The sequence below is a fragment of the Larkinella ripae genome, from assembly GCF_054780775.1.
This window is the reverse complement of the sequence record NZ_BAAGVR010000020.1, coordinates 252944-279487: the sequence shown is the minus strand read 5'-3', so window position 1 is coordinate 279487 and position 26544 is coordinate 252944. Positions and strand designations below refer to the sequence as shown.

Here is a 26544-nt window from a genome sequence, read left to right as displayed (position 1 = left end):
CGAAAGAAGAAACCAATGAAGCAGGAAAAGCCCCGGCCCATTCTAATCTTGCTGGCCTTTGCCGCCATTTACATCATCTGGGGTTCGACCTACCTGGCGGCCCTGCTGGGTCTGGCGAGCATTCCGCCTTTTCTGTTGGCATCGCTCCGGTTTTTCATTGCCGGACTGTTGTTAATCAGTTACTGCGCATTGAAAGGCGAAGCCAACCTGACGCGCCAGTCTCTGAGTCGGAATGCGTTGAGTGGCATTCTGATGCTGTTTGGCGGCACGGTTTCGGTGATCTGGGCCGAACAGTTTATCCCCTCCGGTTTGGCAGCCATTCTGGTGACAACCCTGCCGTTCTGGTTTGTGCTGCTGGATCGCCGGCAGTGGCCCCACTACTTCGCCAACTGGCTGATTCCCGGTGGATTGGTGATCGGTTTTGCCGGCGTTATTTTGCTGTTGGCTCAGCCCGGGCAAACCTCGCAACTGCTACAATCGGCCGGGAAATACTGGATCAGCGTGGGGGTGTTGCTGACGGGCGGTATTTTCTGGACGGTCGGATCGTTGTACGCCAAGTACAAACCCTCTTCGTCATCCACCACCCTGAACGGGAGCATTCAGTTGATTGCCGCGGGTTTGTTCAGCGGGTTGGTCAGCCTGTTTTCCGGCGAATTAAGCGGGTTCGATTTTGGACAGATCACCCTGAAATCCTGGCTGGCCCTGGGCTATATGATTCTGATGGGTTCGATTGTGACGTATCTGGCGTATTTGTGGCTCCTGAAAGTGCGGCCCCCGGCGGTGGTCAGCACCTACGCCTACGTGAATCCGGTTATTGCGGTTTTGCTGGGCTGGTGGTTCGCCAACGAAGCCATTTCGGTGCGTCAGTTGCTGGCCCTGGGCGTTATTCTGATGGGGGTTTTACTGGTTAATCTGCCCAATTACCGGGCCGCGCAGAAACCGTCCGGGGCAAAAACCTGATTTGTTGGCAGCGAACCGCCTTCCGTGCTACCTTTGTAGCTTCAACCCACTTTTGTATGTCTCGTAAGCTTGTCGCTGGCATTCTGATTGTCGTTTCGGTTCTTTTGGCTACGCTCTCGTTCTACGCGTGGCAGATTTTTAAAACGCCAAACCTGCAGGTTGGGGAGAACGATAAAAACTTTGAATTGTTTATTCCGCGCGGTGCCACCTTCGAAACCGTGATGGATTCGCTGGAAAAGCACGATGTGATCAACGATAAAATGTCGTTCCGGTTTCTGGCCCGGTTCATGAACTACGCCGACCGGGTGAAACACGGCCGGTATGTCATCAAACCGGAAATGACCAACCAGGAAGCGATCACCAAATTACGGTCGGGCGCTCAGGACCCGATGAAGCTGACGTTCAACAACATCCGGCTGAAAGACGAACTGATCACGAAGTTGGGCCACAAATTCGAGTTTGGTCCGGCCAGACTGGATACCCTGCTGAAAGACCCGGCGGTTTGCGCCAAATACGGTTTCGACACCACCACCATCATGTGCATGTTCCTGCCGAACACCTACGAATTTTTCTGGACCACCAGCGCCGACAATTTTCTGGACCGGATGGGCAACGAATACAAGAAGTTCTGGACACCCGAACGGCAGCAAAAAGCCAGAAACATGGGATTGACCCAAACGCAGGTTCAGACCCTGGCCTCCATCGTGGAATCGGAAAGCAAGAAGAACGACGAAAAACCGCGGGTGGCCGGCGTCTACTGGAACCGTCTGCAAAAAGGAATGTTGCTCGAAGCCGATCCGACGCTGGTGTTTGCCCACCGCGATTTCACGATTCGCCGGGTCCTGAACGTCCACAAACTGATCGACTCCCCTTACAACACCTACCGGTTTAAAGGATTGCCGCCCGGCCCCATCAACCTGCCGACGCTGAGTTCGATTGATGCGGTTTTGAACCACGAAGATCACGAGTACCTGTATTTTGTGGCCCGCGCCGATTTTTCCGGCTACCACACGTTCGCCAAAACCTACGACGAACACATCAATAATGCCCGGATGTACCACGCCGAACTGAACAAGCGGGGGATTATGAAATAATGAATGTGACTAGTAGACTTTCAGGTAATGATGTTCATTATTCAGCGTTCGTTGTGCATTTTTAATCAAATCAATGTTCACATTTGACGTTCCGCCCATTCGGGTTCGGTACGCCGACACCGATCAGATGGGGTATGTGTATTACGGAAACTACGCCCGGTATTACGAAATTGGCCGGGTGGAAGCGTTGCGGAGTCTGGGGTTTCATTACAAGGAGATGGAAGCTTCGGGCGTGATGATGCCCGTTTACGAAAACCGGTCGCGGTATTTGCGGCCCGCCCGCTACGACGACCTGCTGACGATCCGGGTGAATATCCGGGAACTGCCCAGCGTGCGGGTGGTGTTCAGCTACGACATTTACAACCAGCACGGCGACCATCTAAACACCGGCGAAACCACGCTGGTTTTCATGCTGGCCAGCACCGGAAAATTAACCAAAGCGCCCGCCGATCTGACGGAAAAGCTCAAACCTTTTTTTGAGCCAGCGGTTTAATTTTTGTCCAGTAACGATACGTCATCATGTTGGAGAAATTGATGCGGTACAATGCCGTTCAGCGCGTTGTTATCTTTCTGCAAAAACACCGGGCCTTTGATTCGGAGCAAAACTGGTTTGATTTCCTGCGGCTGTTTATTCCGAGAGTGTCCGATAACGACACCGGTGAGCGGGCGGCTTCGGCCGCGTACAGCCTGATTCTGGCGGTTTTTCCGGCGGTCATCTTCCTGTTCACGCTAATTCCGCTGATTCCGATTCCGAACCTGGAAGATCAGGTGATGGATTTTTTCTCGCAGGTGCTGCCCGCATCGACCTACGAAACCGTTAAAACCACGATTTATGATATTATCAGCCGACCGCGCGGTAACGTGCTGTCGTTCGGTTTTGTGCTAGCGCTATACGCAGCGACCAACGGAATCCTGTCGCTGATGATGGCTTTTAATTCGTCGCACACCATTGGCCGGCGCGGTTTTTTCAAAACCCGGCTGATTGCCTTCGGTCTTACGCTGATGCTGGCGATTGCCCTGTTTCTGGCGATTGCGGTGCTGGTGGTGGGGGGCGTTCTGACGGATTATCTCCAGCACATCCGGATACTGGACAACATTGTGGTGACCACTTTGCTGAGTATCGCCCGTTACCTGGTGGTGTTTGCGGTTTTTGTAGCCGCCATTTCGGTGATCTATAAGTTCGGACCCGACATCGACAAACAGTGGAAGTTTTTTAATGCGGGCGGGATCATCGCTTCCGTTTTGATCGTGTTGACAACCTACGGTTTTTCCTTTTACGTCTCCAATTTCGGTTCCTACAACAAGCTCTACGGTTCCATCGGTACGCTGATCGTCTTGATGATCTGGATTAACCTGGTCTGTTTATTATTGATTGTGGGCTTTGATATGAACGTGGTCCTGTACAAAAAGAAAGGCGGCCGCAACTCCCGGTTCGGCGATAAAACAATAAATGCTCCCCAAACCGCTTAGAGAGCATTTACAATAACCCTAACCCAAAAATCACAAACCTTCGTTTACTGGCGTTGGCTGTGTCTGTTTTATGCTGATAATGAGTATAAAAACCGTGCCAGAATTTAAAGTGGTTAGTAAGCGGTTTTGGGAAGAAGGGCCGAAGGGTGTCGCCGTTTGCTAAAAATGTTGCAGCGGATCCTCCGGATAATTTCTACTATTGCAGGAATAAAGAACATTTGTTTCTTTGTCCGATAAATCCCATTCTTCATCATCAGTATGGCTGAGACCCTTGTTGGAGCGCCACCCGGCCTGCTGGCAGATTATCTGTCATCGATCCGGCCCCTGGTTTCCGTAATCTGTACGGCTTATAACCACGAACGGTTTATCAGCGCATCGCTTCATTCGGTGCTAGACCAGACTTACTCGGCCATCGAGCTAATTGTGGTTGACAACAACAGCACCGACGGGACGGTGAACCGGATTGAAGAACTGATGCGAAACCATCCGGCCATCCAATTGATTCGAAATTCGGAAAATGTCGGGATTTGTCGGGCGTTCAACCAGGGGCTGAAGCTGGCAAAAGGGCGGTACGTGATTGATTTATCGGCCGATGATGTGATGCACCGCGACCGGATCAGTCGGCAGGTGGCCGGTTTTGAGCGCTTGCCCGGTGATTACGCCGTTATTTTTGGAAATGCCGCCTTTATCGACGAAAACAATCAGTTGACCGGCTATCATTATCCCGTCGACCAGCGCGGCCAGGCCACCATTAACGTGCCTTCGGGCTGGGTTTTCAAAGAGATTCTGGCTTCGTATTTTGTTTCGACACCCACCATGATGATGCGCCGGGATGTGCTGGAAAGTCTGGGCGGGTACGATGAATCCCTGAGTTACGAAGATTTCGACTTCTGGGTGCGGACGGCGCGCAGCTACCGCTATTGCTACCAGGATGAGGTCCTGACGAGTAAACGAATGGTCCGAAAATCACTCTCCACCCAGTTTCAGGACCGCAACAATGCCCTGCTGGGGTCAACCCTGACCGTTTGTTACAAAGCCTTTGATCAGTGTCAGTCGCCGGAGGAATATGGTGCGCTCGCGGGCCGCATTCGCTGGTTTATCCGGCAATGTTTTTACACCGAGCAGTTTGAGCTGGCCTTCCGGTTCAAGGAGTTGCTGGAATTCATCGAAAAGCCCGATCTGCGGACGGCTTTGGTCCTGCACCTTTGCAAATGGCACATCCCGGTGAACAGCCTATATCGCCAGTACGCTCATTGGCAGCAAAACCGGAAAACCGAGACAGGCGTGAGCCGAACTCAGGTTTAACCGAATCCGGGTTTACGGCTGGGCAGGCGGTAATTTGCAACCAAATGAGCGGTGTTTAGTTAAGCAGAAAAGCACCGAACGTATGCCAGCTGAATTTTTGCGGATTCACCCGGAGACCCCCGAAGAGCGAAAAATCCGTCACGTAGTCGATGTGTTGCGCGATGGCGGAGTCATTATTTATCCGACCGATACGATTTACGGACTGGGGTGTGACATCCATAACACGCGCGCCATCGAACGCATCGCCCGCATCAAGGGAATCAAACCCCAGAAAAATGACTTCTCGTTCATTTGTAACGATTTGAGCCACATTGCCGATTACGCCCGGGTGGGTAATCAGGCGTTTAAAAAGATGAAGCACCTGCTGCCGGGACCGTATACCTTCATTCTGGATGTGAGCCACCGGGTTCCCAAAATTTTACACACCAACAAACGCACCGTGGGCATCCGGATTCCGGATCACGCCATTCCCCGCGACATTGTGAAGGAACTGGGCAACCCGATCATTACCACGACCATCAAAGACATCGAAGACGAAATTGTGCCGTATATCACCGATCCGGAAATCATCTTCGAGCGGTTTCAGCACCAGGTCGATCTGGTGATTGACGGCGGCATGGGCGGAAATATTCCTTCCACGATTATTGATGCCACCACCGACGACTTTGAAATCGTGCGACGGGGGTTGGGAATCCTGGATGAATAACCGCTTGCGAGAAAAGTGACACCGCCGGTTTTTATTTTCAGCGGGACTCTTTTGATTTCCTTCAGAGTTTCTATTTTTGGCATTTCGTACCCACGAACTTTCGTCCGTGTTTAAGGATAAAAGGGCAGTTCGTCTTTCAATTACACCGACTAAATTCTGGGGGTACACGGACACATTCTATTCACATTCATCGCTAAAAAACAGTGGTAAACGGAGGGGGTAAGCTGTGCCGGATGGCATGGAAAGCAGTGGCAGTGGCTTCAATTTTTATTCAATTTAACGCTTTAACCGGCTGTTCGTCCAGTAATGGCAACGGCAACGATACGACAAAAACCGACAGCACTGCGGCCGAGCCGGCTAGTCCGGCCACCGATTCGGTTCGCAGGGAAACGACGGTGCCCACCGCGTCGGCCGATACCGTTGCCGAAACCGACCCGCTGAAAGCCGATACCCTGGTCTTCAAAGGCACTCTGCCCGACACGCTGCTGCCCAAACACCGGATTCTGGCGTATTACGGAAACCCGCACTCGACCAGAATGGGCGCGTTGGGGGAATATCCGCGCCGGGAAATGCTGCGCCGGCTGGATCAGGAGGCTGAAAACTGGCAAAAAGCGGATCCTTCAAAACCGGTCATGAAAGCCCTTCATCTGGTGGCGATTTCGGCGCAGGGAACCCCGCAGAAAGACGGCAAATACCGGCTCCGGATGAGTGACAAAACCATTCGGAAGGTGATTAGCTGGGGAGCGCAGCACGGCGCCATTGTATTTCTGGATATTCAGGTCGGGCTGGCGGACCTGAAAGGGGAGCTGGCGTTTCTGGAAAAATACCTGAAGCTGCCCTACGTTCACCTGGGAATCGATCCGGAGTTTTCAATGAAAACGGGCGCCAAACCGGGTACTAAAATTGGTACCTACGATGCGTCCGACGTTAACGATGCCATTCAGTTTTTAAGCCGGATTGTGAAAGAAAACAACATTCCGCCGAAGGTGCTGGTGGTTCACCGGTTTACGCAGCGCATGGTCACCAACTACCAGAATATCAAACGCGACCCGCGCGTTGCCATTGTGATTGACATGGACGGCTGGGGACCGCCATCGCTCAAGATCGATTCCTACCGCGATTACATCGTCAAAGAACCGGTTCAGTACACCGGCTTCAAGTTGTTTTACAAGAATGACCTGAAAAAAGTCGATCACCGCTCGAAGCACAAGGTGCCACACCTGATGGAACCCGCCGAAGTGCTGGCCCTCGACCCCAAACCGCTGTACATTCAGTATCAGTAGGAATTATGCGGTAGGAATGTTGAGGTATGAATGGGCTGACGCATTGAATTCATACCTCATCATTTATCATTCATTTTTCTGTTCCTACCATTTCACCTGTGGATTGGCGTAGCGGTCGCGCTTGTGCTTCCAGCGTTTGTGCGACCAGAGCCAGTCGGATGGGGCTTTTTGAATCGTTGTTTCCAGCAGGTCGCGGTACCGGTTGAGGATTTCGCCCTGCGCTATGTTCTGGTAGGGTGGTTTGGCGATGGGGTAGAAGGTCATCGTATAGCAACCCCGGCGCGTTCGCTCCATTTCAATGTAAAAAACCGGCAGATTGAAACTCCGGGCCAGTCGTTCGGTGCCGGGATAGAACGGCGTTTCCTGATGCATGAAAGTCGTCCAGTAGCCGTATTCGGGCTGATCGGGAATCTGGTCGGCCACCAGGGCAATCAACCGGGGTTCGTGTCGGCGGGCGACCATCTCCCGGAGCAAAGTCTTCATGGGCACCGGTTTTGCCCCAAAATTAGACCGGATGTAACGCAGCAACCGCTCCGAAAGCCCATTATTCAGTTTTTTATAAACCGCATCGGCCGGCATGCCATTCACGGCGGAAGCGGAGGGAGCCCATTCCCAGTTGCACTGATGCGATGCCATAATCAAAACCGGCTGTCCTTCAGCCAAATGCTGCCGAACCAGTTCCGGATTGGTAAACGTGACCCGTTTCCGAAGCTCAAATAGTGACAATCCCGGCAGCTTCAACGTCTCAACTATTACATCGGCAAAATTCCGGTAAAAATTTTTAGCAATTCGGGCCCGCTCGGCATCTGATTTCTCCGGAAATGAACGTTGTAGATTTGTGAGGATGACGTTTTTCCGGTACCGGATGACGTAGGCCAGCAAAACGTATAAAAGGTCGGCAAGCGCGTAGAAAATGGCAATCGGAATTCGGGAAAACAAGCGAAATAGAACGAGTATCATTGGAAAAGCGGGCGTCTGATCGGCAAAACCGTACCGGCAAATTAAATTTAGCCAATCCGTTTGCTTGTTCAATGCGAAATTCATTTATTTGGTAGTATCAACAGGTCGAGTATATTGGAAAAGTACCACGTTGGTCGTAGTAGCCAGGGCATTCGGGTTGAATTGCACTACCTGCCCAGCCTGACTTATTTCACCGCACTCTTACCCTTCGATTCCGTTTGGCTGGAAGCAGCCGAACATTATGGAAAGCAAAGTTACAGAAATCGGTGTTATGTTCTGACGGCTAATGGCATCGACCGGCTGACGGTTCCGGTACTCAATGGGACGCACAAACAATTGATCCGGGATGTGCGGATTGATGACCGGCAAGCCTGGACCGACCGTCACTGGCGTTGTTTGGTGACGGCGTACAGCAAAGCTCCTTTTTTCGAGTATTTCGCTGATGATCTGGAAGCAGTTTTCCGCCGGCAATGGGTTTTTCTGTTTGACCTGAACCTCGAACTGCTGACATTATGTCTGAACTGGTTGGGTTGGCAAAAAAAGCTGGTTCTGACTGAAGTGTTTGAAAAACAGGTGAATGCGGAATGGCTGGATGCGCATTCGCAAATTCAGAACCGGGAGGATACACAAAATGGCAGGTTTTACCGGCCGGTTGCCTACCAGCAGAACTTTGGCAGCGTATTTGTACCTGATTTAAGCATTCTGGATTTGATTTTCTGCCAGGGAACGGCTGCCACCGACGTTTTAAAGCAGTCTTTCATCCAGTGAACAATACCGAAAAAATTTTCGTTAGTACGGAAAGACGCAATTACAATACAACCCTAAGCGAATGGAAGCTAAATTTTCGAACCGAGTTAAAGAAGTTATCTCGCTCAGCAGAGAGGAAGCCCTGCGTCTGGGTCATGATTACATAGGTACAGAGCACCTGCTGCTGGGTATGATTCGGGAAGGCGAAGGGGTAGCCGTTGGGTTATTGAAAAAATTGGGCATTTCATTGGATGAGCTGCGGATGACCATCGAGCAGGCAACCAAAGGAACCGCAACCAACAACGTCAAAAATCTGGCCAATATACCACTCACCCGCCAGTCTGAAAAAGTACTTAAGATTACCTATCTGGAAGCCAAAATCTTTAAAAGCCCGCTGATTGGCACGGAACATCTGTTGCTTTCCATTCTGCGCGATGAGGATAATGTCGCTACTCAGATCCTTAACAAATTTAATGTCAACTACGAGGTAATTAAGGAGATGCTGGAATATCAATCCTCCGGTACACGTCCGCATATGGGCCCCGAAACGGATGACGACGACAACGATCGCGGCATGTTTGGTGGCAGCGGCTCCGGTTCGGGCAAAGATCCCAAAGGATCGGAGAAGTCGCGGACCCCGGTTTTGGACAACTTCGGACGTGACCTTACGAAACTGGCCGAACTCGGCAAACTCGACCCGATTGTTGGTCGTGAAAAAGAAATCGAACGGGTCGCTCAGATTCTGAGCCGCCGGAAAAAGAACAACCCGATCCTGATTGGTGAGCCGGGGGTTGGAAAAACCGCCATCGCGGAAGGCCTGGCCCTGCGGATCGTTCAGAAAAAAGTGTCGCGGGTGCTGTTTGGCAAACGCGTGGTGACGCTGGATCTGGCTTCGTTAGTGGCCGGAACCAAATACCGCGGTCAGTTTGAAGAACGCATGAAAGCGGTCATGAACGAACTGGAAAAATCACCCGAAGTGATTCTGTTCATTGATGAGTTGCATACCATCGTGGGCGCGGGTGGCGCGTCGGGTTCGCTCGATGCCTCCAATATGTTCAAACCGGCACTGGCGCGTGGTGACATCCAATGTATTGGAGCCACGACGCTGGATGAATACCGCCAGTACATCGAAAAAGACGGCGCTTTGGCCCGCCGGTTTCAGGTGGTGATGGTCGACGCTACGTCGGTCGAAGAAACCATTGAAATCCTGAACAACATCAAAGATAAGTACGAAGATCACCACCACGTCAACTACACGCCCGAAGCGGTAGAAGCGGCCGTGAAACTGTCGGAGCGTTATATTTCCGACCGGTTCCTGCCCGATAAAGCCATCGACGTGCTTGACGAAGTGGGCGCCCGCGTACACATCTCCAACATCTCGGTTCCCGAAGATATTCTGCGGCTGGAAGAAAGCATCGAGAATATCAAGAAGGAGAAAAACCAGGTGGTGAAAAGCCAGAAATACGAAGAAGCCGCTCAGCTGCGCGATAAGGAAAAACGCCTGATCGATCAGCTGGACCGCGCGAAACAAGCCTGGGAAGAAGAAACCAAGAAGAAACGCTACACGGTTACGGAAGAAAACGTGGCCGAAGTCGTCGCGATGATGACGGGTATTCCAACCAACCGGGTGGCGACCAACGAAGGGGCCAAACTGCTGAACATGTCGGATCAGTTGACGGGTCGCGTGATCGGTCAGGACAAGGCGGTTCAGAAGCTGGTTAAGGCCATTCAGCGGACGCGCGTCGGTTTGAAAGATCCGAAAAAACCAATCGGTTCGTTTATCTTCCTCGGCCCGACCGGGGTGGGTAAAACCGAGCTGGCGAAGGTGCTGGCTTCGTACCTGTTCGACAAGGAAGACGCGCTGGTGCGGATCGATATGTCGGAATACATGGAGAAATTCAGCGTAAGCCGTCTGGTCGGCGCTCCTCCGGGCTACGTGGGTTACGAAGAAGGGGGGCAACTAACCGAAAAAATCCGCCGGAAACCGTACTCGGTCGTCCTGCTGGATGAAATCGAAAAGGCGCACCCGGATGTGTTCAACATCCTGTTGCAGGTGCTCGACGATGGAATCCTGACCGACGGTTTGGGCCGCCGGGTTGACTTCCGAAATACCATCATCATCATGACCTCGAACATCGGGGTTCGTGATCTGAAGGATTTCGGGTCGGGAATCGGTTTTGCCACCCGTGGCAAATCTGAGAACCAGGACGAGATCATGAAGAGCACGATTCAAAACGCCCTGCGGAAAGCCTTCTCGCCGGAGTTCCTGAACCGTCTGGATGATGTGATCGTGTTCAACTCGCTGCAACGCGAAGATATTCACAAGATTATTGACCTGATGCTGGGCAAACTGCTCGGACGGGTTACCAGTCTAGGTTACAAAGTCGAACTGACCGAAAAAGCAAAAGATTTTCTGTCGGATAAGGGTTACGATCCCCAGTATGGTGCGCGTCCGCTGAGCCGGGCTATCCAGAAATACCTCGAAGATCCCGTTGCGGAAGAAATTCTGAAAGGCGATCTGAAAGATGGCGATGTGATTCAGGCTGACTACGATGACAACGGGGAGAACCTGATCATCACGGTTAGAAAACCGGAGCCGGTTACCGAATAAGCACCGTCTGACGTATAGACTCCAATAGGCTGAACGAGAAGTTCAGCCTATTTTTTTGGGGTCCGGAAAGGCGATGAGCCAGGAAATTGGCGTGGTACGGTACTATTATTGCTCTGGTATCTGCCGTAACTCAACCTGGTATGAAAACCGCCTTAGCGCTAACCCTTTTTCTCGTTTTCACCTCTCCACTTTTTGCCCAAACCGAGCCCGGCCGCGCCTTGTGGAGCGGCAACCTCCAACTCAACACTACCCAACTCGCCGGTGACTACCCCAATGGGTACACCCGCCGAAGTCCTCAACTTAATTTCTCGGTTACGCACGGCGTTTTTTTGCAGAATAGCTGGCTCCTGGGTCTATCCGTCAACGGGTCTTACTACAAGCAGATCAATGCCAATACGGTGCCGCTGGAGCAGCAATCCTGGCGGGGCGGTTTGTCGGCTTTTGTACGGAAATACTGGGGGAACAACCACTGGCGGATTTACGCCGGGGGGGGCGTTGGGGGGAGTCTGGATCAGTTCCGGCAGGAATCCTATGATGCGGGTACGAGCATGCGGACCGAAAACCAATCCAAAACCTACCAGTTTGCGCCCTTCACGCAGGTCGGTGGGGTGTACTTTCTGAACAGCCGCTGGGGCCTTGAACTATCGACCACGAGTACGGTTTTTCCGTTTACGTTCAACGGTCTGACGGCGGGACTGATTTATATGACCGGTGCCACCGATGCCGAACGGGAAATTCTGGATGCGACACCGCCGACAGTCGGAACGCAGGCCCGGGCGGGGCGGTTTACCGTGGGGGCCAGCGTCATTTTTTCGGGGCGAAACGAAGAAATCGGCAACCGGGGCTATGAAGCTAAAAATCTGATGGCGGCTCCGGCAGTCGGTTATTTTGTGGCCAATAATTTTCTGGTGGGCCTATCGGTCCCGATTACCTGGGGCACCAATTCCGGTTTGAATAAAACTGTGGAAACGACGCTGGGATTTGCGCCCTATGTCCGGGCTTACCTGTCCAACACGCGGCTCCGGCCTTACGTTGGGGCAACCTTCACTTACGCGTCCTACTCCTTCAAACAGGATGATTTTCCGCGCGAAAGAATCAACCACACGGCGGGCGGCACCCTGAATGGCGGACTGGCGTATTTGCTCGGGCAAAATTTTATTGCCGAAGCCAATCTGCTCAATCTCAATGTGAGCAAGCAAACGCAGAATAACCAGCTCCAAAACGGGTTGTGGCTTCAGGGACTGCAACTGACCACCTCACCCGCCTTTACGGTTCAATATGTTTTTTGACAGAAACCGGCCGTTCGGTAGATTAAGCCAATTGGTAATGGGTTAATTTTTCAACCGTCTCCCAAAGCGCCCCAATGGCTTCTTTGGAGGTTTCAATGCCGTGCGCGGTGTTGGCCAGCACCAGGCTGCCCCGCAGGCTCGGAATGTGTTTTTCCGCCAGGCGAATCGTTTCTTCCGGCGGAAAGAGCAGGTCTTTTTCGCCCAGAATCAGATCAATATCGGTTGTTAATCGGTGGAGTTCTTCGTTCGCTAATGGCGCGGGGTAGTCGCCCCGAAACTGGTGGTTTCTCAAGGCGTACAGCAGGTAATCGCAAAGCATTTGCCGGTAGGCCGGGGGCAGGGTATGCGTGGGCGGGCAAAAAACCGCCTTGTCCAGAAACCGGTCCAGATTTTTTGGGGTCGGCCACAGGAGGGGTAGGAGGTTATAAAACAGATTGCGGAACGTCGACGAAAAGGGCTGGATGCCCGCCGGGTTCAGCAACACCGCCTTCTTGATCCGTCCGGGTGCATGCAGGCACAGTTTGAGGCAGATCAACCCGCCCAAAGAAGCACCGGCAACGGCGGTTTGCTGGATTTCCAGGCCATCCAGAACCTCCGTTGCCCATCGACCGTAATCATCCGTTTTTAGGTTCGGACACTGGCCGTCGCTTAAGCTGGGCTGGCCGTTCACCTCCACGATATAATACCGGTAGTGCTCCCGAAAGGGTTGCATCGCGTTGTCCAGATCCCAGAACAGACCACAGGTGCGCGCACCCGGAAAAATGACGAGGGTTTTGGCCGCCTTCAGTTCGGTATTGGCCGCCCAAATCCGCGTAGTTCCAAACGTGGTCGGAAGCGAAATTCGTTCGTAGGAAAATCCATTCAGTCGCTCAATCTGCCGGTTCCAGTCTTCCAGGAAAGACTGGGCGTCGGCCGGTTGTTTGAAGGTGGATACGCGATGCGGTTTCATTTTCAGGTTGTATTCAATTGTTGATCAAAGGTAAAACCGGGTGAAGAGCCGAAGAAAGTGAAATAAACCGGAAGCGGGAATAAAGGAATAACGGGCAGTTGAGGGCAATACCTGGCAGGTGCGGTTGCCTATGCGGTTTTGGGTAAACCGCAAAATTTTCCGGTGAACTTTCTACTTTTGCAGGCAAAAAAGGACCAAAATTGGACGTTCAGATTAAAGAACTAAAACCGGAGAACCCGCTTCCCAATCACCTGTTGCTGCTGGGAGACGAAAATCAGGACCTCATCGACGCCTACTTACCGTTTTGTGAGCGGTATGCGCTGCTGAGCGAGCAGGTAATTCGGGGCATCTGTCTGCTGAAACCGGAAGGCAAAACCGGTGAAATTATGAACATTGCAGTCGAGCCGGCCTACCAGGGTCGCGGGTTCGGGCAGGCATTGCTGCGCTACGTTATTGAGGTTGCCCGCCAGAGATCGTTTCAATCGCTGGTCATCAAAACCGGCAACTCCGGAATCGGACAAATCGCTCTTTACCAGCGATTGGGCTTTGATCTGGTCGCGGTTAATTTCGATTATTTCCTGCATACGTATCCCAACCCCATCTGGGAAAACGGGATTCAGTGCAAACACCAGCTCGTTTTTGAACGGGTCCTTTAGCGGTTTTTAGTGTTTCGGGTACGTCAGCAACACCCGCACGGTTACCAAAAGCTGGCCGAGATGCCGTTGCGTATGTTCGGCAGCATGGAAAAGCAGGCCCAGAACCGTGGAGGGAAGCTGCGCCCGACCAACGCCCCGAAACTCCGACAAGGTTTGTTCGTCGGTGGTTTTCAGCTGATTGAGGGCCTGTTCGACCTGCTGGTGAAACTGGGCGATGAGGTCCTGCACCGGATTTTCGGATTGGTAGGCTTTTCCTTCCGAAGCCAGCCATTCCCGCTGCTCGGGTGAGAGGCTTTCTCCCTTGGCGTACGTAAAAAGCCGGTCGAGAACGCCGGTCAGGTGCTGCAAATGAAAGCCGACCGAAGCCACACCCGCCGGTTTTTGCCAGAGGTACCGAACGGGAAAATCATGCATCACGTCCGCAATTTCCTCACGGGCCTGCAATAAGGCGTGGGCAACGGGTTGCAAAAGGGGAGGAATACCGGGCACCGGGCCGCGCTGCCATACTTCCGGTTTTGAAGGGGACATAAAAGGGTTCGTAATAAAACGTCGAAGATAGGAATTACTTCAGGGATGCCAGCACCCGTTTGATCAATTCGTCCGGATTGCCATCGTGCCACCGCCAGACAATCACCAGATCGTGTTCCGGATCGATCCAAATGAGGTTGGAGCCGGCTCCGATGGCGGCAAAACTGGTGGTGGGTGCACTCGGCCAGGCCTTCTTTTCGGTGTTGAGCCACCAGAGATACCCGTAGTCCGGACCCACGGGCCCGCGGGTGACGGATTCGTTCAGCCAGTTTGCCGCAACCAGTTGCCGGTCTTTCCAGCGGCCCTTCCGCAACACCAGGTACCCAAACCGGGCTTCGTCGCGTGAGCTGATCCAGAGACCACCGCCCCAGCGCGTTCCGCCACTGACCGACGACATCATCTTTCCGTCGATCTTGACCCGGGCATTCGGATAGCCCACGTACTGCCAGGTATTCGAGGCCCCGATCGGGTCCATAATTTCTTCTTTTAACACGTTGGGCAGCGGTTTTTTCCACAGCCGCAGCAGTGACAGGGCCAGGCGGTTAACCCGCACATCGTTGTACTCGTAAAAGCTGCCGGGCGCTTGCAGGGTCCGCGGTTTTCGTTCTCCGCGTCCGTAGGCTTCCGTTCCTACAAAGTCGTGTTTTTTGCCCCATAACTCGCCTTCCCATTCGCTCGACTGCCGGAGGTGGTGCTCCCAGGTAATCAGGCGGTTTTGTCTTGAATTGTACCCCCCATCCTGAATGGAATTTACCACCGGTTCCTGCACGTTTTTGATCAGGCCGCGATCGATGGTTAAGCCCGTCAGGACTGAAAGAACACTTTTGGCGGCACTATACGTCGGGTCAGGCCGGTCGGTTTCGCCCCATTCAGCCACAATAAAACCGTGTCGCAGAATCAGCCCGTTGGTTTGGGCGCGGCTGGACGGGATAGGACCGAGCAGGGTGCCGAAAATTTCTTCCTGCGTCGAAAAATCGGGGGGCATCTGTCGGGTTTCCTGTTGTTGGGCAAACGCCACGGCCTGTTGCAGCAAAACCGCATTCATGCCGACCTGCTCCGGTTTGCGGGTTTCCCAGGCGCTGCCGGGAGCGGGAAAATAGCGGGAAACGGTCGGTGCCGCCGACTGCTGGGCCGGACGCTGACAGGCTGAAATCAGGACGACGGCAATTATCGCGTATTTAAATCGAATCATGCGTTGCTAGTGGGGCGGGTGCCGGGTGTCAGAGAACCGGACCGATCAGCAAATTACGCGAATCAAAGGAAAAGAAGAAGGGTGAGCCAAAGAGAAATCGGCCTGACCAAATGGCTTAGCGAGAAAGTACCTCTGGACAGCCGGGAAATGGACATAACCAAAAGAATTTGCATTGATACGCATAAAGTTGTTATATTGACCAAAATCTACACAAAACCTACAGTTTTTAAGCTTGAAATTCTCAGACTTTGGCTTCGATGATCGGTTGATGGAAGGAATCGACGCCATGAATTACGATACTCCCACACTTGTACAGGAACAGGTTATTCCACTTATATTAGCTGGAAAGGATCTGATCGTTTCGGCCCAAACCGGAACCGGTAAAACGGCCTCCTACCTGCTTCCCATTCTTCACAAAATCACGTCCAGTGGACCGGACGATCAGGTTAAGGCGCTTGTTATTGTGCCAACCCGGGAACTGGCCATTCAGATTGCCCAGAATCTGGAAGGCTTCTCGTATTTCACTTCGGTCAGCTCAATTGCGGTTTACGGTGGGGGCGACGGGGTTTCGTATAGCACGGAGCGACAGGCGCTTTCCGGCGGGGCCGATATTGTGATCTGCACGCCGGGCCGGATGATCAGTCACCTCAACATGGGGTATGCCAAAATCGACCAGTTGCAGTATCTGGTGCTCGACGAAGCCGACCGAATGCTGGACATGGGTTTTTACGGCGATATCGTTAAAATTATTTCGTTCCTGCCCACCAACCGGCAAAGCCTGCTGTTGTCGGCCACGATGCCGCCCAAGATTCGGGAACTGGCCCGGAAGATTCTGCACAATCCGGAAGAAATAACGCTGTCGCTGTCAAAACCGCCCGCCAAGATTGTTCAGGAAGCGTTTGTAGTTTTCCAGAAACAGAAAATTGCCCTCGTCAAATACCTGCTGAAGGAACATAGTTTTCCGTCCGTTCTGATTTTCTGTTCCCGGAAGGAGAACGTCAAGCAACTGACCCGGGAATTGAAACAGGCCGGTTTTGCCGCTGAAGCCATCCACTCGGACCTCGAACAGGGCGAGCGCGAACAGGCTTTGCAGGCTTTCCGCAGCCGAAAACTGAGTATCCTGGTTGCAACCGACATCCTCTCGCGGGGGATCGACATCGACAACATCGATCTAGTGATCAACTACGATGTGCCGCACGACGGAGAAGATTACGTCCACCGCATTGGCCGGACTGCCCGGGCCGAAACCACCGGCATTGCCTACACGTTTATCAGCGAAACCGAGCAGCGGAAATTCTCCGCGATCGAACGCTTGATCGGAACGCAGGTCACCAAGGTGTCGCTGCCGGCCCATCTCGGTGAAACGCTGGAGTATAACCCGGGAAAAAGCGGACCGTATCCGCAGCGGAAGAAAAAGATGAGCACCAACAAAAGACCGTCGCGCCGACCGAAAGGCAGCGGTGGCACCGACCGTCCGGCCTGACCGGCCACCGGACGATCGTTCCCTGACATTCCATCAGGAAACCCCACCGGTTTCCTGATTTTTTTGGTTGAAAGCGCACCACGGCATCACCGAATGAATGACTGGATTTTTTGAAGGATAATTTTTGCGTTTTTATAAACGTATAAAATACATTTATTATATATTTGTCCGTCAAAGCCGGGGCATTCGCGGCAAGACGCTCCACTCAATCCCTTCTGAAATGATTTCTTTCGACCACTTGGAAGCCTGGTTTATCACGGGCAGTCAGCATTTATACGGAGACGAAACGCTCAGGCAAGTGGCTGAGCACTCGCGAACCCTGGTCGACTACCTCAATCAATCGGCCCGCATACCGGTGAAGGTTGTTTTCAAAACCGTGCTGACGGGCCCCGACGAAATTTACCGGCTTTGTCAGGAGGCCAACAGTTCGCCGAATTGCATCGGGCTGATGACGTGGATGCATACTTTCTCGCCCGCCAAAATGTGGATTAACGGCTTGAAAATTCTGCATAAACCGCTGCTGCACCTGCACACGCAGTTTAATCAGGATATTCCGTGGGAATCCATCGACATGGATTTTATGAATCTAAACCAGTCGGCGCACGGTGACCGCGAATTCGGGTTCATCACCGCCCGGTTGCGGCTGGATCGGAAGGTCGTTGTCGGACACTGGAAAGATCCGGAAGTGCACGAACGGCTGAGCGTCTGGACGCGGGTGGCCGCAGCCTGGCACGATCTTCAGGGTGCCCGGTTTGCCCGGTTTGGCGACAACATGCGTGAAGTGGCGGTAACAGAAGGGGATAAGGTCGAAGCCCAGATCAAATTTGGGTATTCGGTTCATGGCTACGGCGTTGGCGATCTGGTGGCTTACATTAATCAGGTTAGTGATCAGGAAATCAGCGCGTTGGTGGATGAATACGAACAACGCTACCAGATCGTTGCCGCGTTGCAAAAAACCGGGTTGCGACACGCGGCTTTGCGCGATGCCGCCAAAATCGAACTGGGTCTGCGCAGTTTTCTGACTGATCACCGGATCAAAGGATTTACCGACACCTTTGAAGACCTGCATGGCTTGAGTCAATTGCCGGGAATTGCCGCACAACGGCTGATGGCTGACGGCTACAGTTTTGGCGGGGAAGGCGACTGGAAAACGGCGGCTCTGGGCCGGGCAATCAAAGTGATGGGAGCGGGGCTGCCGGGCGGAAGTTCGTTTATGGAAGATTACACGTACCACCTGTCGCCGAATGCGCACCGGGTGCTGGGTGCCCACATGCTCGAAATCGACGAGTCAATTGCCGACGGCAAACCGTCCTGCGAAATTCACCCCCTGTCGATTGGCGGCAAAGCCGATCCGGTGCGGCTGGTGTTTAACGTGGCGCCGGGGGCGGCTCTCAACGCGTCGGTGGTCGATATGGGAAACCGGTTTCGGCTGCTGGTCAACGAGGTAGACGTGGTGCCAACCGAACAGCCGTTGCCGAAACTGCCCGTCGCCCGGGTGTTGTGGAATGCCAAACCCAACCTGAAAACCGCAGCCGCGGCCTGGATTCTGGCCGGCGGAGCGCACCACACGGTTTTTAGCAAAGCCATCACGCCCGAATACCTGGAAGATTTCGCCGAAATCGCGGGCATCGAATACGTGCTGATCAACGAAGAAACCAGGATTCCCAGCTTTAAACAGGAGTTGCGCTGGAACGAAGTTTTCTATAAAAATTAGGGCTTATAAGCGATGAATGGTGACTTGCTTCCGCGTCATTCATACCCTCAATCATTCATAACTCATCACTCCTTGTTCCCTACACCCATGTCCTTTGTAATTGGCGTCGATTTTGGCACGGATTCGGTGCGGGCGGTGGTGGTCGATGCGCGGACCGGTGACGAGCTGGCATCGGGCGTTCACGAATACGTACGCTGGAAAACCGGTGCGTACTGTGACCCGGCCCGGTCCCAGTTTCGGCAGCATCCGCTCGATTATCTGGAAGGGCTGGAGCGGTCCGTTCGGGACGCCCTGCAAGCGGTTTCGCCGGAAGTTGTTGCGAATATTAAAGCCCTGTCCATTGACACCACGGGTTCCACACCCGGCCCGGTGGATGAAACCGGCACCCCTCTGGCCTTGTTGCCGCAGTTTGCCGACAACCCGAACGGGATGTTTATCCTCTGGAAAGACCACACGGCCAACCGGGAAGCCGACGAAATTAACCAGCTCGCGCACCGCTGGGATACGGATTTTACCAAATACGTCGGCGGTATTTATTCATCGGAATGGTTCTGGGCCAAATTGTTGCGGACCATCCGGGTGGATGAAGCGGTTCGGCAGGCGGCTTTTTCGTGGGTGGAGCACTGCGACTGGATGTCGGCGGTTTTGACCGGAAACACCAACCCCCTGACGTTGAAACGCAGCCGGACAGCGGCCGGTCACAAAGCCCTCTGGCACGAAGAATTTCAGGGTTTGCCGTCCGAAGAATTTCTGACCGCGCTCGATCCGCTGCTGGCGGGACTGCGCGATCGCTTGTTCCGGCAGACTTACACGTTCGATGAGCCAATGGGGGTGATTTCGGCGGAATGGGCTGAAAAATTGGGCCTGCCGAACGATGTGGTCATCGGCGTAGGCGGTTTTGATGCCCACATGGGCGCCGTGGGGGCCAACATCGAGCCGTATGCCCTGGTGAAAGTGATTGGTACGTCCACCTGCGACATGCTCATGGCGCCTTCCGACGATGTGGGCCACCTGCTGATTCGGGGGATTTGCGGTCAGGTCGATGGGTCAATCCTGCCGGGGATGCTGGGCATGGAAGCGGGGCAGTCGGCCTTTGGCGATCTGTATGCCTGGTTTAGCCGCCTGATTCTGGAACCGGTGGCCGGTTTATTGACGCAGAAGGGAAAAACCGACGCCCTTCCGGCGCTGCAAACCGCCCTGATTCCGTACCTGTCCGAGCAGGCCAGCCAGTTGCCCGTCCGTGAAACCGATGTGGTGGCCATCGACTGGCTGAATGGTCGCCGGACACCCGATGCCAACCACACGCTGACCGGGGCCATTTCCGGGCTGAATCTGGGCAGCAGTGCCGCCCACGTTTTCAAATCGCTGGTGGAAGCGACGGCCTACGGTGCCCGCCGGATTGCCGAACGCTTTGTGGAAGAAGGCGTTCCCATTCATCAGGTAATTGCCATCGGGGGGGTGGCCCGCAAATCGGCGTTTGTCATGCAGACCCTGGCCGATGTCATGAACGTACCCATCAAAGTGGCCGAATCCGACCAGTGCTGCGCCCGGGGGGCCGCCGTTTGCGCGGCCGTTGCCGCCGGTATTCACCCCTCGTTTGCCGCAGCGCAGCGCGCCATGGCCTCCGCCTTCGACGCGGTTTACGAACCCCGGCCCGAACGGGCTGCGGTGTACGATGTACTTTACCGGCGGTATTTGAGCCTGGGCGGTTTTCTGGAGAAAAAATAAACGAACGCGTTTAGTATGAGCAAGTACCAGTCCCTGAAAGAAGCGGTCTACGAAGCCAACATGGAAATCCCGCGGCAAAAGCTGGCGATTTATACCTTTGGCAATGTCAGCGGCATCGACCGGCAGGCCGGGGTGATCGCCATCAAACCCAGCGGAATTGCGTACGACGAATTAACGGCCAGCGACATGGTGCTGGTCGATCTGGACAACCAGCTGGTGGAAGGCCGGATGCGCCCGTCGTCCGATACCAAAACCCACACCTTGCTGTACCGGCATTTTGACCACATTGGCGGGATTTGCCACACCCATTCGACCTACGCCGTGGCCTGGGCGCAGGCCATGCGCGAAATACCGAACCTGGGCACGACCCACGCGGATCATCTGGTCGCTTCGGTTCCGGTAACGGACGTCATGACGGACGAGATGGTTCAGGGCGATTATGAACACGAAACCGGTAACCAGATTCTGAACCGGTTTCGGGATCAAAACCTCTCGGCTGCGGAGGTGGAAATGGTGCTGGTGGCGTGTCACGGTCCGTTTGCCTGGGGGAAAAGCCCGGCCAAAGCCGTATACAACGCCACGGTGCTGGAGGAACTTGCCAAAATGGCGTACCTCACGCTAACCCTGAACCCCGATACGCCCCGCATCAAACAAAGCTTGATTGATAAACACTATTTCCGCAAGCACGGCAAAGACGCCTACTACGGACAGGATTCCTAAACCCGGTTTTTCCGGCGGTTTACCTCCATTCTCCTGATTCCTTCTCCTTTTTCCTTATCCTATGACCCTCGGACTTGAAACGGTTGACTACGTCATCTTTTTGATTTATTTCGTTATTGTTGCCGTTTACGGGTATTGGGTATACACCCACAAAGGCAAACAGACGGAAGATTCCAAAGATTTCTTTCTGGCCGAAGGCTCGCTGACCTGGTGGGCCATTGGGGCGTCGATCATCGCGTCGAACATTTCGGCGGAGCAATTTATCGGCATGAGCGGGCAGGCATTTCAGCTGGGGCTGGCAATTTCCGTGTACGAACTGGTCGGCGGTTTTTCGCTGATCATCATTGCGGTTTATTTCCTGCCGATGTACATCCGCAACAAAATTTACACCATGCCGCAGTTTCTGCAAACCCGCTACGACGGACGGCTGGCTACCATCATGGCGGTTTTCTGGCTGCTGCTCTACATCCTCGTTAACCTGACGTCCATCATTTACCTGGGCGCCCTCAGCCTTGAAAAAATGACCGGATTTGGCTTCATGTCCTGTGCGGTTTTCCTGACGGTTTTTGCGGTTTTCATCACCTTGGGGGGCATGAAAGTGATCGGCTATACCGACGTCATTCAGGTGGTTTGTCTGGTCGTGGGCGGGCTGGCTACCACCTACCTGGCCCTGGATTTACTGTCGGATCGGGTTGGCACGGGGGCGGGCGTTTTTGAAGGCCTGGGGCTGATTCGCAAGCGGGCCGACAGCCATCTGCACATGATTTTCAGCAAGGGGCAGTATCAGGTTCACGACGGCAAAGGCGGTTTTACGGACGCTTACAACCAATTGCCGGGACTAATGATGTTCGTCATCGGCGGGCAATGGATCGTCAATTTCAACTATTTTGGCTGCAATCAGTACATCACCCAGCGGGCTTTGGGGGCGGACCTGAAAACGGCGCGCAACGGCCTGCTATTCGCGTCGTTTCTCAAAATTCTGATGCCGTTCATCGTGGTGCTGCCCGGTCTGGCGGCTTATGTGCTGTTTCAGGAAAACGCCGATCCGGCCATTGTCAAGGGCATCACGGAAGGTGGCATTGTCAAACCGGATAATTCCTACCCGGTTTTGCTCAACCTGCTGCCCGTGGGACTCAAAGGACTAGCGTTTGCAGCCCTGACCGCGGCCATTGTGGCTTCGCTGGCCGGAAAAGCCAACAGTATCTCGACCATCTATATGCTCGACATTCACAGGAAATTCTTCAACACCCGCCTGACCGAAAAGCAAACCGTCTGGCGCGGGCGGGTGGCGATTGTCGTTTCATTCGTTATTGCGCTGGTCATTAGCCCGTTTTTGAAAAATTTTGGGCAAGGCTTCGAATACATTCAGGAATATACCGGCTTTATTTCCCCCGGTATTCTGGCGGTTTTTCTGCTCGGTTTTTTCTGGAAAAAAGCCACGGCCAACGGGGCGCTGGCGGCTGCCTTGCTAAGCATTCCGCTGTCGGCTTACCTGAAAATCAACGCGCCGGAAATTCCGTTTCTAAACCGGATGGGGCTGGTTTTCTGGGCCTGTGTGGTCTTGCAGGTTGTCATTAGTTTGCTCGAATCCAAAGGCCGGGATTCGCCGAAAGCCTTCGCGGTCGATGCCAGTTGGTTCCGCGTATCGAAGCCGTTCCTGATCGGGGCGGTCGTCATTACCGGACTTGTTTTATTGGTATTTTCTGTGTTTTATTGACGTGCCCATCAAAGTCCGGGTGAATTCCTGCTCACAACCGGGTAGACTGGAAGCCAAAACCCGGACGAAACGAAGCCGCCCAACGGTTCGTGGGTACGCAATACAATGGAAATCGTATACGATCAGCACGAAAAACACTTCGTTGCTCTGGACTGCATAATTTTTGGCTTCGATCAGCAGGAGCTGCAACTGCTGCTGATTAAACGCGGTTTTGAACCCCAGAAAGGAAAATGGTCGCTGATGGGCGGTTTTCTGAAAACCGATGAAAGCGTGGACGAAGGGGCCGAGCGGATTCTGGAAACCCTGACGGGCCTGACCGGCGTGTATATGGAGCAACTCTATGCCTACGGTGAAATCCGGCGCGACCCGGTGGCCCGCACCCTTTCAATTGCGTATTACGCCCTCATCCGAACCGATCAGTATAACAAAGAACTGGCGGATTCCCACAACGCCCAGTGGTTTCCGGTATCCCGAAAACCGGAATTGATCTTCGACCACAATGACATGGTGGAAAAGGCGCTGGCCCGGCTTCGGCGTCGCGCCCGGACGCAACCCATTGGTTTTGAGTTGTTGCCGGAGAAGTTTACAATTCCGCAACTGCGGAGCCTGTACGAAGCCATCAACAACCAGCCGCTCGATCACCGCAATTTCAGCAAGCGGCTCAATTCGATGGAATGGCTGGTCAGGATGAATGAAAAAGACAAAACCATGTCACGCAAAGGGGCCTTTTATTACCAGTTCGACCAGGAGCTTTACCAAAAGCTGGTGCAGGAAGGCAGCAGCTTTGATTTAAAGTAAGTGACGGTGTATGGTTTTCGGTGTACGGTTTTGGGCGGACCGTCACCTTCTATGTTGAATAGCGAATTTTGAATGACGAACACTGAATGCTAAATGCGTCGGTCCGGCGGGGAACCGCACCGTTGCGAGGGCCCGGCGAAAACCGTATACCGAAAACCAAAAACCGTAAACTATTTCGTACCTTTCTTTCCTAAACGCTTGGACGCATGGATCAGCGCATCATCAATCTTTTTGACGAGTATACGCACAAACCGCTGAAGCGGGATGTTTTTTTGCAGCGGCTGGCTAAACTCACCGGCGGCATGACGGCGGCTCTGGCCGTCCTGTCGACTTTGGAAGTCAATTATGCCCAGGCCCAAACCGTTTCCGGACAGGATGACCGGATTCTGACCGAGCGCGTGACCTATCCCGGTGCCGATACCACCATGAAAGGCTATCTGGCGCGCCCGAAAGCCAACGGCAAATACGGGTCGGTGGTGGTCATTCACGAAAACCGGGGGCTGAATCCGCACATCGAAGATGTTACCCGCCGGCTGGCCCTGGCCGGTTTTCTGGCGATGGCGCCCGATGCCCTGTCGGCGGCTGGTGGCACCCCGACCGACGAAACCCAGATGCGGGAATTGTTTGGAAAACTGGACGCCGACAAAACCCGCCAGAATTTTCTGAAGGGGCTGGATTACCTGAAAAGCCGTCCCGACAGCAACGGCAAGCTGGGTTGCGTCGGTTTTTGCTGGGGTGGCGCTATGGCCAACCAACTGGCCGTTCATTACCCGGATCTGAAAGCAGCCGTGCCGTTTTACGGTCGCCAGCCGGAAGCCGCCGATGTGCCCAAAATCAAAGCTACGGTACAACTGCACTACGGCGGGCTGGACGAACGGATCAACGCCGGTATTCCGGCCTACGAAGAAGCCCTGAAAAAAGCCAATGTGCCATACCAGTTGTATGTGTACGAAGGGGCGCAGCACGCCTTTCACAACGACACGGCGGGTCCGCGTTACAACGAAGCCGCTGCCAAAATGGCCTGGGAACGCACCCTTTCCCTTTTTAAAGAAAAACTGGCCTAGTTAGTCACGGTATTGCCAGCACGACACCTGACCGGTTTTTAAAAACCGGTCAGGTGATTTTTTTTAGAAGCACCCAAAAGAGCTGAAATCCGGTGCGTATGTCCTGTGCCCATTCCCGGTGGGGCGAGGTCATTATCACTTCAAATCCGGAGAAGGCCTAAACCGCACCGGATGAACGCTCCGGGCAACGGGTAGTCGGCCGGTGCGGTTTAGCGGTAAATCGTTTCGACCATAAACCGTTCGCTAACTAATTGAAACAGATGGCCCGGTTTTGGCATTTTTAGGTTTACTTTCTTTCTGAAAGGCCAATTTATTCGGAAACGTCAAAAGTCATCTTGAAAATTAGCTACGGCCCGTGAGAGGAAGTGGCAGAGTGCCATGGGACAAAAACCAAGAATTCTGATTGCGGACGATGACCCGGCTTATCGTCGGCTGATCACATACCACCTTACCCTCAACGGTTACGAAGTATCGATTGCCCATCATGGACGACAGGTGCTGGATTGGCTGGGCGTTGCGCACAACCGGCCCCAGTTGCTCGTGCTGGATTTGCTGATGCCGCAATTGAGTGGCATTGAAGTGATGGAGCGGGTCAAATTGCTGCCGTATAAATTGCCCGTGATTCTGGTGTCAGGCGCGGAGTGGGCCATTGCGCGGGAAGCGGTTAATCAGGCGAATCCCGATGCTTTTCTGGTTAAACCGTTTAACCTGCAAACCCTCCTGGACACCATCCAGTCCTTGCTGCAACCGCTGCTGACCGATAATGAGGAAGCTCCCCACAATGCCGGGCTGGATTGAGCGGTTTTGTTTCCGCACCCGGTTTTCCAGCATAGTTTAAAGGCTGACTATATCCTGCCAGTGATTGAAAGAGCGCTTCTACTCCTTGAGTCCCAACGATTTGATCAGAAACGAAGCCTGGCCCCGGGCGTCTAGTTTCCTGTTTTTCAAGGCAACCTACCAATAATTGCGAGGCTTAGCTGCGGAACCTGATTCTGATTTCGGTACGGTTTCTTACCGAGACTGGGGAACATCCGCCGGACAAAGAACCTTCGAATAGGCCGACTGAGCCTGAGTTAGTGCGTGTTGGTAGTAGTCCAGTGAGCCCTGGTAATGCCAAAGAAGCCGGTTTTTATACGGACCGCTGCGCAGATTCCGTTGGGTGGATTTGATCAGTTGCTGCATCTGGTGGACCGAATGCTCAAGATGTTCCAGGCGTTGCCGGCGCACGGCGAGCAAGCGTACGAACCAGTTGGACGGTTCGGCCTGAGAAGAAGGACCGGACGGTTGGAGAAGGGCCTCCCACTCCTTTTTAAGCTGCTGAATGGGCGCCGACCAGTCCTGGCCGTCAAACACATCGACGGGAAGTTCGGTGCGGCCACCGGAAACGGTCACCTCGGCCCGGATGGGCTGATTGCCCCGCAGAATTAAACTATTCAGAATATCAAAAGCCGTTTCCAGCTCGTCAACGTGACAATAGAAGTCACGCACCTGCTGTTGCTGATCGATTGCCGTGAGGGCCAGAATAATTCGGTCGTACATACGGTTTCCTGACAATGCAATAAGCAAAGCT

General features: G+C 53.6%; 24 protein-coding genes. 19 read left to right on the top strand and 5 right to left on the bottom strand.

From position 1 onward, the window contains the following. The first annotated feature begins 15 nt into the window (after positions 1 to 15). The 7 genes from ACYVHX_RS12250 to ACYVHX_RS12220 all read left to right on the top strand — a co-directional run bounded on the left by ACYVHX_RS12250 (position 16) and on the right by ACYVHX_RS12220 (position 6818). Positions 16 to 960, top strand: a complete 945-nt coding sequence (locus ACYVHX_RS12250) for an EamA family transporter (protein ID WP_460671932.1) — start codon at positions 16 to 18, stop codon at positions 958 to 960. 56 nt (positions 961 to 1016) lie between these two features. After that, positions 1017 to 2054: an endolytic transglycosylase MltG gene (mltG, locus tag ACYVHX_RS12245; RefSeq protein ID WP_460671931.1), complete on the top strand. Its 1038-nt coding sequence runs from the start codon at positions 1017 to 1019 to the stop codon at positions 2052 to 2054. Positions 2055 to 2127: 73 nt separating this feature from the next. After that, positions 2128 to 2547: an acyl-CoA thioesterase gene (locus ACYVHX_RS12240; protein WP_460671930.1), complete on the top strand. Its 420-nt coding sequence runs from the start codon at positions 2128 to 2130 to the stop codon at positions 2545 to 2547. Between the two features lie 26 nt (positions 2548 to 2573). Then, entirely contained in the window at positions 2574 to 3524 is a 951-nt protein-coding gene (locus tag ACYVHX_RS12235) for a YihY/virulence factor BrkB family protein (RefSeq protein ID WP_460671929.1), read from the top strand. Between the two features lie 258 nt (positions 3525 to 3782). After that, a complete protein-coding gene (locus ACYVHX_RS12230; RefSeq protein ID WP_460671928.1) occupies positions 3783 to 4829 on the top strand; it encodes a glycosyltransferase family 2 protein in 1047 nt (348 codons plus the stop codon). An 82-nt stretch (positions 4830 to 4911) separates the two neighbouring features. Continuing rightward, positions 4912 to 5535, top strand: coding sequence for an L-threonylcarbamoyladenylate synthase (locus ACYVHX_RS12225; protein WP_460671927.1), 624 nt, complete (start codon positions 4912 to 4914; stop codon positions 5533 to 5535). A gap of 254 nt (positions 5536 to 5789) precedes the next feature. Then, positions 5790 to 6818 (top strand): hypothetical protein, encoded by a 1029-nt coding sequence (locus ACYVHX_RS12220; protein WP_460671926.1) that lies wholly within the window; start codon positions 5790 to 5792, stop codon positions 6816 to 6818. Between the two features lie 84 nt (positions 6819 to 6902). Here ACYVHX_RS12220 and ACYVHX_RS12215 read toward each other — a convergent pair whose 3' ends face one another. Beyond that, entirely contained in the window at positions 6903 to 7778 is an 876-nt protein-coding gene (locus ACYVHX_RS12215; protein ID WP_460671925.1) for a lysophospholipid acyltransferase family protein, read from the bottom strand. Positions 7779 to 7892: 114 nt separating this feature from the next. Here ACYVHX_RS12215 and ACYVHX_RS12210 point away from each other — a divergent pair, with 114 nt between their 5' ends. The 3 genes from ACYVHX_RS12210 (at position 7893) to ACYVHX_RS12200 (ending at position 12425) form a co-directional block, all read left to right on the top strand. Next, positions 7893 to 8546, top strand: a complete 654-nt coding sequence (locus ACYVHX_RS12210; protein ID WP_460671924.1) for a WbqC family protein — start codon at positions 7893 to 7895, stop codon at positions 8544 to 8546. A gap of 61 nt (positions 8547 to 8607) precedes the next feature. Beyond that, positions 8608 to 11136 (top strand): ATP-dependent Clp protease ATP-binding subunit, encoded by a 2529-nt coding sequence (locus ACYVHX_RS12205; protein WP_460671923.1) that lies wholly within the window; start codon positions 8608 to 8610, stop codon positions 11134 to 11136. Between the two features lie 140 nt (positions 11137 to 11276). Beyond that, complete coding sequence (locus tag ACYVHX_RS12200) at positions 11277 to 12425, top strand: hypothetical protein (protein ID WP_460671922.1); 1149 nt, start codon at positions 11277 to 11279, stop codon at positions 12423 to 12425. Positions 12426 to 12447: 22 nt separating this feature from the next. Here the strand turns inward: ACYVHX_RS12200 and ACYVHX_RS12195 are convergent, their stop codons facing one another. Continuing rightward, positions 12448 to 13374: an alpha/beta fold hydrolase gene (locus ACYVHX_RS12195; protein WP_460671921.1), complete on the bottom strand. Its 927-nt coding sequence runs from the start codon at positions 13372 to 13374 to the stop codon at positions 12448 to 12450. Between the two features lie 200 nt (positions 13375 to 13574). Here ACYVHX_RS12195 and ACYVHX_RS12190 point away from each other — a divergent pair, with 200 nt between their 5' ends. After that, positions 13575 to 14030, top strand: coding sequence for a GNAT family N-acetyltransferase (locus ACYVHX_RS12190; RefSeq protein ID WP_460671920.1), 456 nt, complete (start codon positions 13575 to 13577; stop codon positions 14028 to 14030). A 6-nt stretch (positions 14031 to 14036) separates the two neighbouring features. On the opposite strand, the gene ACYVHX_RS12185 is transcribed toward ACYVHX_RS12190, so the two are convergent. Together ACYVHX_RS12185 and ACYVHX_RS12180 are read right to left on the bottom strand one after the other, a co-directional pair. Next, a complete protein-coding gene (locus ACYVHX_RS12185) occupies positions 14037 to 14558 on the bottom strand; it encodes a DinB family protein (RefSeq protein ID WP_460671919.1) in 522 nt (173 codons plus the stop codon). 34 nt (positions 14559 to 14592) lie between these two features. Then, entirely contained in the window at positions 14593 to 15750 is a 1158-nt protein-coding gene (locus ACYVHX_RS12180) for a serine hydrolase domain-containing protein (protein ID WP_460671918.1), read from the bottom strand. 232 nt (positions 15751 to 15982) lie between these two features. On the opposite strand from ACYVHX_RS12180, the gene ACYVHX_RS12175 reads away from it, so the two are divergent. From ACYVHX_RS12175 to ACYVHX_RS12140, 8 genes are all read left to right on the top strand, one after another. Then, positions 15983 to 17233 (top strand): DEAD/DEAH box helicase, encoded by a 1251-nt coding sequence (locus ACYVHX_RS12175; protein ID WP_460671917.1) that lies wholly within the window; start codon positions 15983 to 15985, stop codon positions 17231 to 17233. Positions 17234 to 17453: 220 nt separating this feature from the next. After that, complete coding sequence (araA, locus tag ACYVHX_RS12170) at positions 17454 to 18947, top strand: L-arabinose isomerase (protein ID WP_460671916.1); 1494 nt, start codon at positions 17454 to 17456, stop codon at positions 18945 to 18947. Between the two features lie 87 nt (positions 18948 to 19034). Then, entirely contained in the window at positions 19035 to 20675 is a 1641-nt protein-coding gene (locus ACYVHX_RS12165) for a ribulokinase (RefSeq protein ID WP_460671915.1), read from the top strand. Between the two features lie 15 nt (positions 20676 to 20690). Beyond that, entirely contained in the window at positions 20691 to 21395 is a 705-nt protein-coding gene (locus ACYVHX_RS12160; RefSeq protein ID WP_460671914.1) for an L-ribulose-5-phosphate 4-epimerase, read from the top strand. A 61-nt stretch (positions 21396 to 21456) separates the two neighbouring features. Further along, positions 21457 to 23112 carry a sodium/sugar symporter gene (locus ACYVHX_RS12155; protein WP_460671913.1) on the top strand — a complete coding sequence of 552 codons (1656 nt, stop codon included), beginning with the start codon at positions 21457 to 21459 and terminating at the stop codon, positions 23110 to 23112. A 105-nt stretch (positions 23113 to 23217) separates the two neighbouring features. After that, positions 23218 to 23910, top strand: coding sequence for an NUDIX hydrolase (locus ACYVHX_RS12150; protein ID WP_460671912.1), 693 nt, complete (start codon positions 23218 to 23220; stop codon positions 23908 to 23910). Positions 23911 to 24116: 206 nt separating this feature from the next. After that, on the top strand, positions 24117 to 24974 hold the full coding sequence (locus ACYVHX_RS12145) for a dienelactone hydrolase family protein (protein ID WP_460671911.1): 858 nt from the start codon (positions 24117 to 24119) through the stop codon (positions 24972 to 24974). Positions 24975 to 25352: 378 nt separating this feature from the next. Continuing rightward, the gene (locus ACYVHX_RS12140) at positions 25353 to 25772 is read left to right on the top strand and encodes a response regulator (protein WP_460671910.1); all 420 of its coding nucleotides are present in this window, start codon (positions 25353 to 25355) and stop codon (positions 25770 to 25772) included. Between the two features lie 213 nt (positions 25773 to 25985). On the opposite strand, the gene ACYVHX_RS12135 is transcribed toward ACYVHX_RS12140, so the two are convergent. Continuing rightward, the gene (locus tag ACYVHX_RS12135; protein WP_460671909.1) at positions 25986 to 26513 is read right to left on the bottom strand and encodes a hypothetical protein; all 528 of its coding nucleotides are present in this window, start codon (positions 26511 to 26513) and stop codon (positions 25986 to 25988) included. Between the last annotated feature and the right edge of the window lie 31 nt (positions 26514 to 26544).

What these genes read in the sequence shown, in the direction of transcription:
- ACYVHX_RS12165 (WP_460671915.1), top strand. Translation starts at nt 19,035, where the DNA reads ATGTCCTTTGTAATTGGCGTCGATTTTGGCACGGATTCGGTGCGGGCG.
- ACYVHX_RS12195 (WP_460671921.1), bottom strand. Translation starts at nt 13,374, where the DNA reads ATGAAACCGCATCGCGTATCCACCTTCAAACAACCGGCCGACGCCCAG.
- ACYVHX_RS12240 (WP_460671930.1), top strand. Translation starts at nt 2,128, where the DNA reads ATGTTCACATTTGACGTTCCGCCCATTCGGGTTCGGTACGCCGACACC.
- araA (WP_460671916.1), top strand. Translation starts at nt 17,454, where the DNA reads ATGATTTCTTTCGACCACTTGGAAGCCTGGTTTATCACGGGCAGTCAG.
- ACYVHX_RS12235 (WP_460671929.1), top strand. Translation starts at nt 2,574, where the DNA reads ATGTTGGAGAAATTGATGCGGTACAATGCCGTTCAGCGCGTTGTTATC.
- ACYVHX_RS12145 (WP_460671911.1), top strand. Translation starts at nt 24,117, where the DNA reads ATGGATCAGCGCATCATCAATCTTTTTGACGAGTATACGCACAAACCG.
- ACYVHX_RS12140 (WP_460671910.1), top strand. Translation starts at nt 25,353, where the DNA reads ATGGGACAAAAACCAAGAATTCTGATTGCGGACGATGACCCGGCTTAT.
- ACYVHX_RS12205 (WP_460671923.1), top strand. Translation starts at nt 8,608, where the DNA reads ATGGAAGCTAAATTTTCGAACCGAGTTAAAGAAGTTATCTCGCTCAGC.
- ACYVHX_RS12180 (WP_460671918.1), bottom strand. Translation starts at nt 15,750, where the DNA reads ATGATTCGATTTAAATACGCGATAATTGCCGTCGTCCTGATTTCAGCC.
- ACYVHX_RS12200 (WP_460671922.1), top strand. Translation starts at nt 11,277, where the DNA reads ATGAAAACCGCCTTAGCGCTAACCCTTTTTCTCGTTTTCACCTCTCCA.
- ACYVHX_RS12155 (WP_460671913.1), top strand. Translation starts at nt 21,457, where the DNA reads ATGACCCTCGGACTTGAAACGGTTGACTACGTCATCTTTTTGATTTAT.
- ACYVHX_RS12185 (WP_460671919.1), bottom strand. Translation starts at nt 14,558, where the DNA reads ATGTCCCCTTCAAAACCGGAAGTATGGCAGCGCGGCCCGGTGCCCGGT.
- ACYVHX_RS12250 (WP_460671932.1), top strand. Translation starts at nt 16, where the DNA reads ATGAAGCAGGAAAAGCCCCGGCCCATTCTAATCTTGCTGGCCTTTGCC.
- ACYVHX_RS12150 (WP_460671912.1), top strand. Translation starts at nt 23,218, where the DNA reads ATGGAAATCGTATACGATCAGCACGAAAAACACTTCGTTGCTCTGGAC.
- ACYVHX_RS12160 (WP_460671914.1), top strand. Translation starts at nt 20,691, where the DNA reads ATGAGCAAGTACCAGTCCCTGAAAGAAGCGGTCTACGAAGCCAACATG.
- mltG (WP_460671931.1), top strand. Translation starts at nt 1,017, where the DNA reads ATGTCTCGTAAGCTTGTCGCTGGCATTCTGATTGTCGTTTCGGTTCTT.
- ACYVHX_RS12230 (WP_460671928.1), top strand. Translation starts at nt 3,783, where the DNA reads ATGGCTGAGACCCTTGTTGGAGCGCCACCCGGCCTGCTGGCAGATTAT.
- ACYVHX_RS12215 (WP_460671925.1), bottom strand. Translation starts at nt 7,778, where the DNA reads ATGATACTCGTTCTATTTCGCTTGTTTTCCCGAATTCCGATTGCCATT.
- ACYVHX_RS12135 (WP_460671909.1), bottom strand. Translation starts at nt 26,513, where the DNA reads ATGTACGACCGAATTATTCTGGCCCTCACGGCAATCGATCAGCAACAG.
- ACYVHX_RS12225 (WP_460671927.1), top strand. Translation starts at nt 4,912, where the DNA reads ATGCCAGCTGAATTTTTGCGGATTCACCCGGAGACCCCCGAAGAGCGA.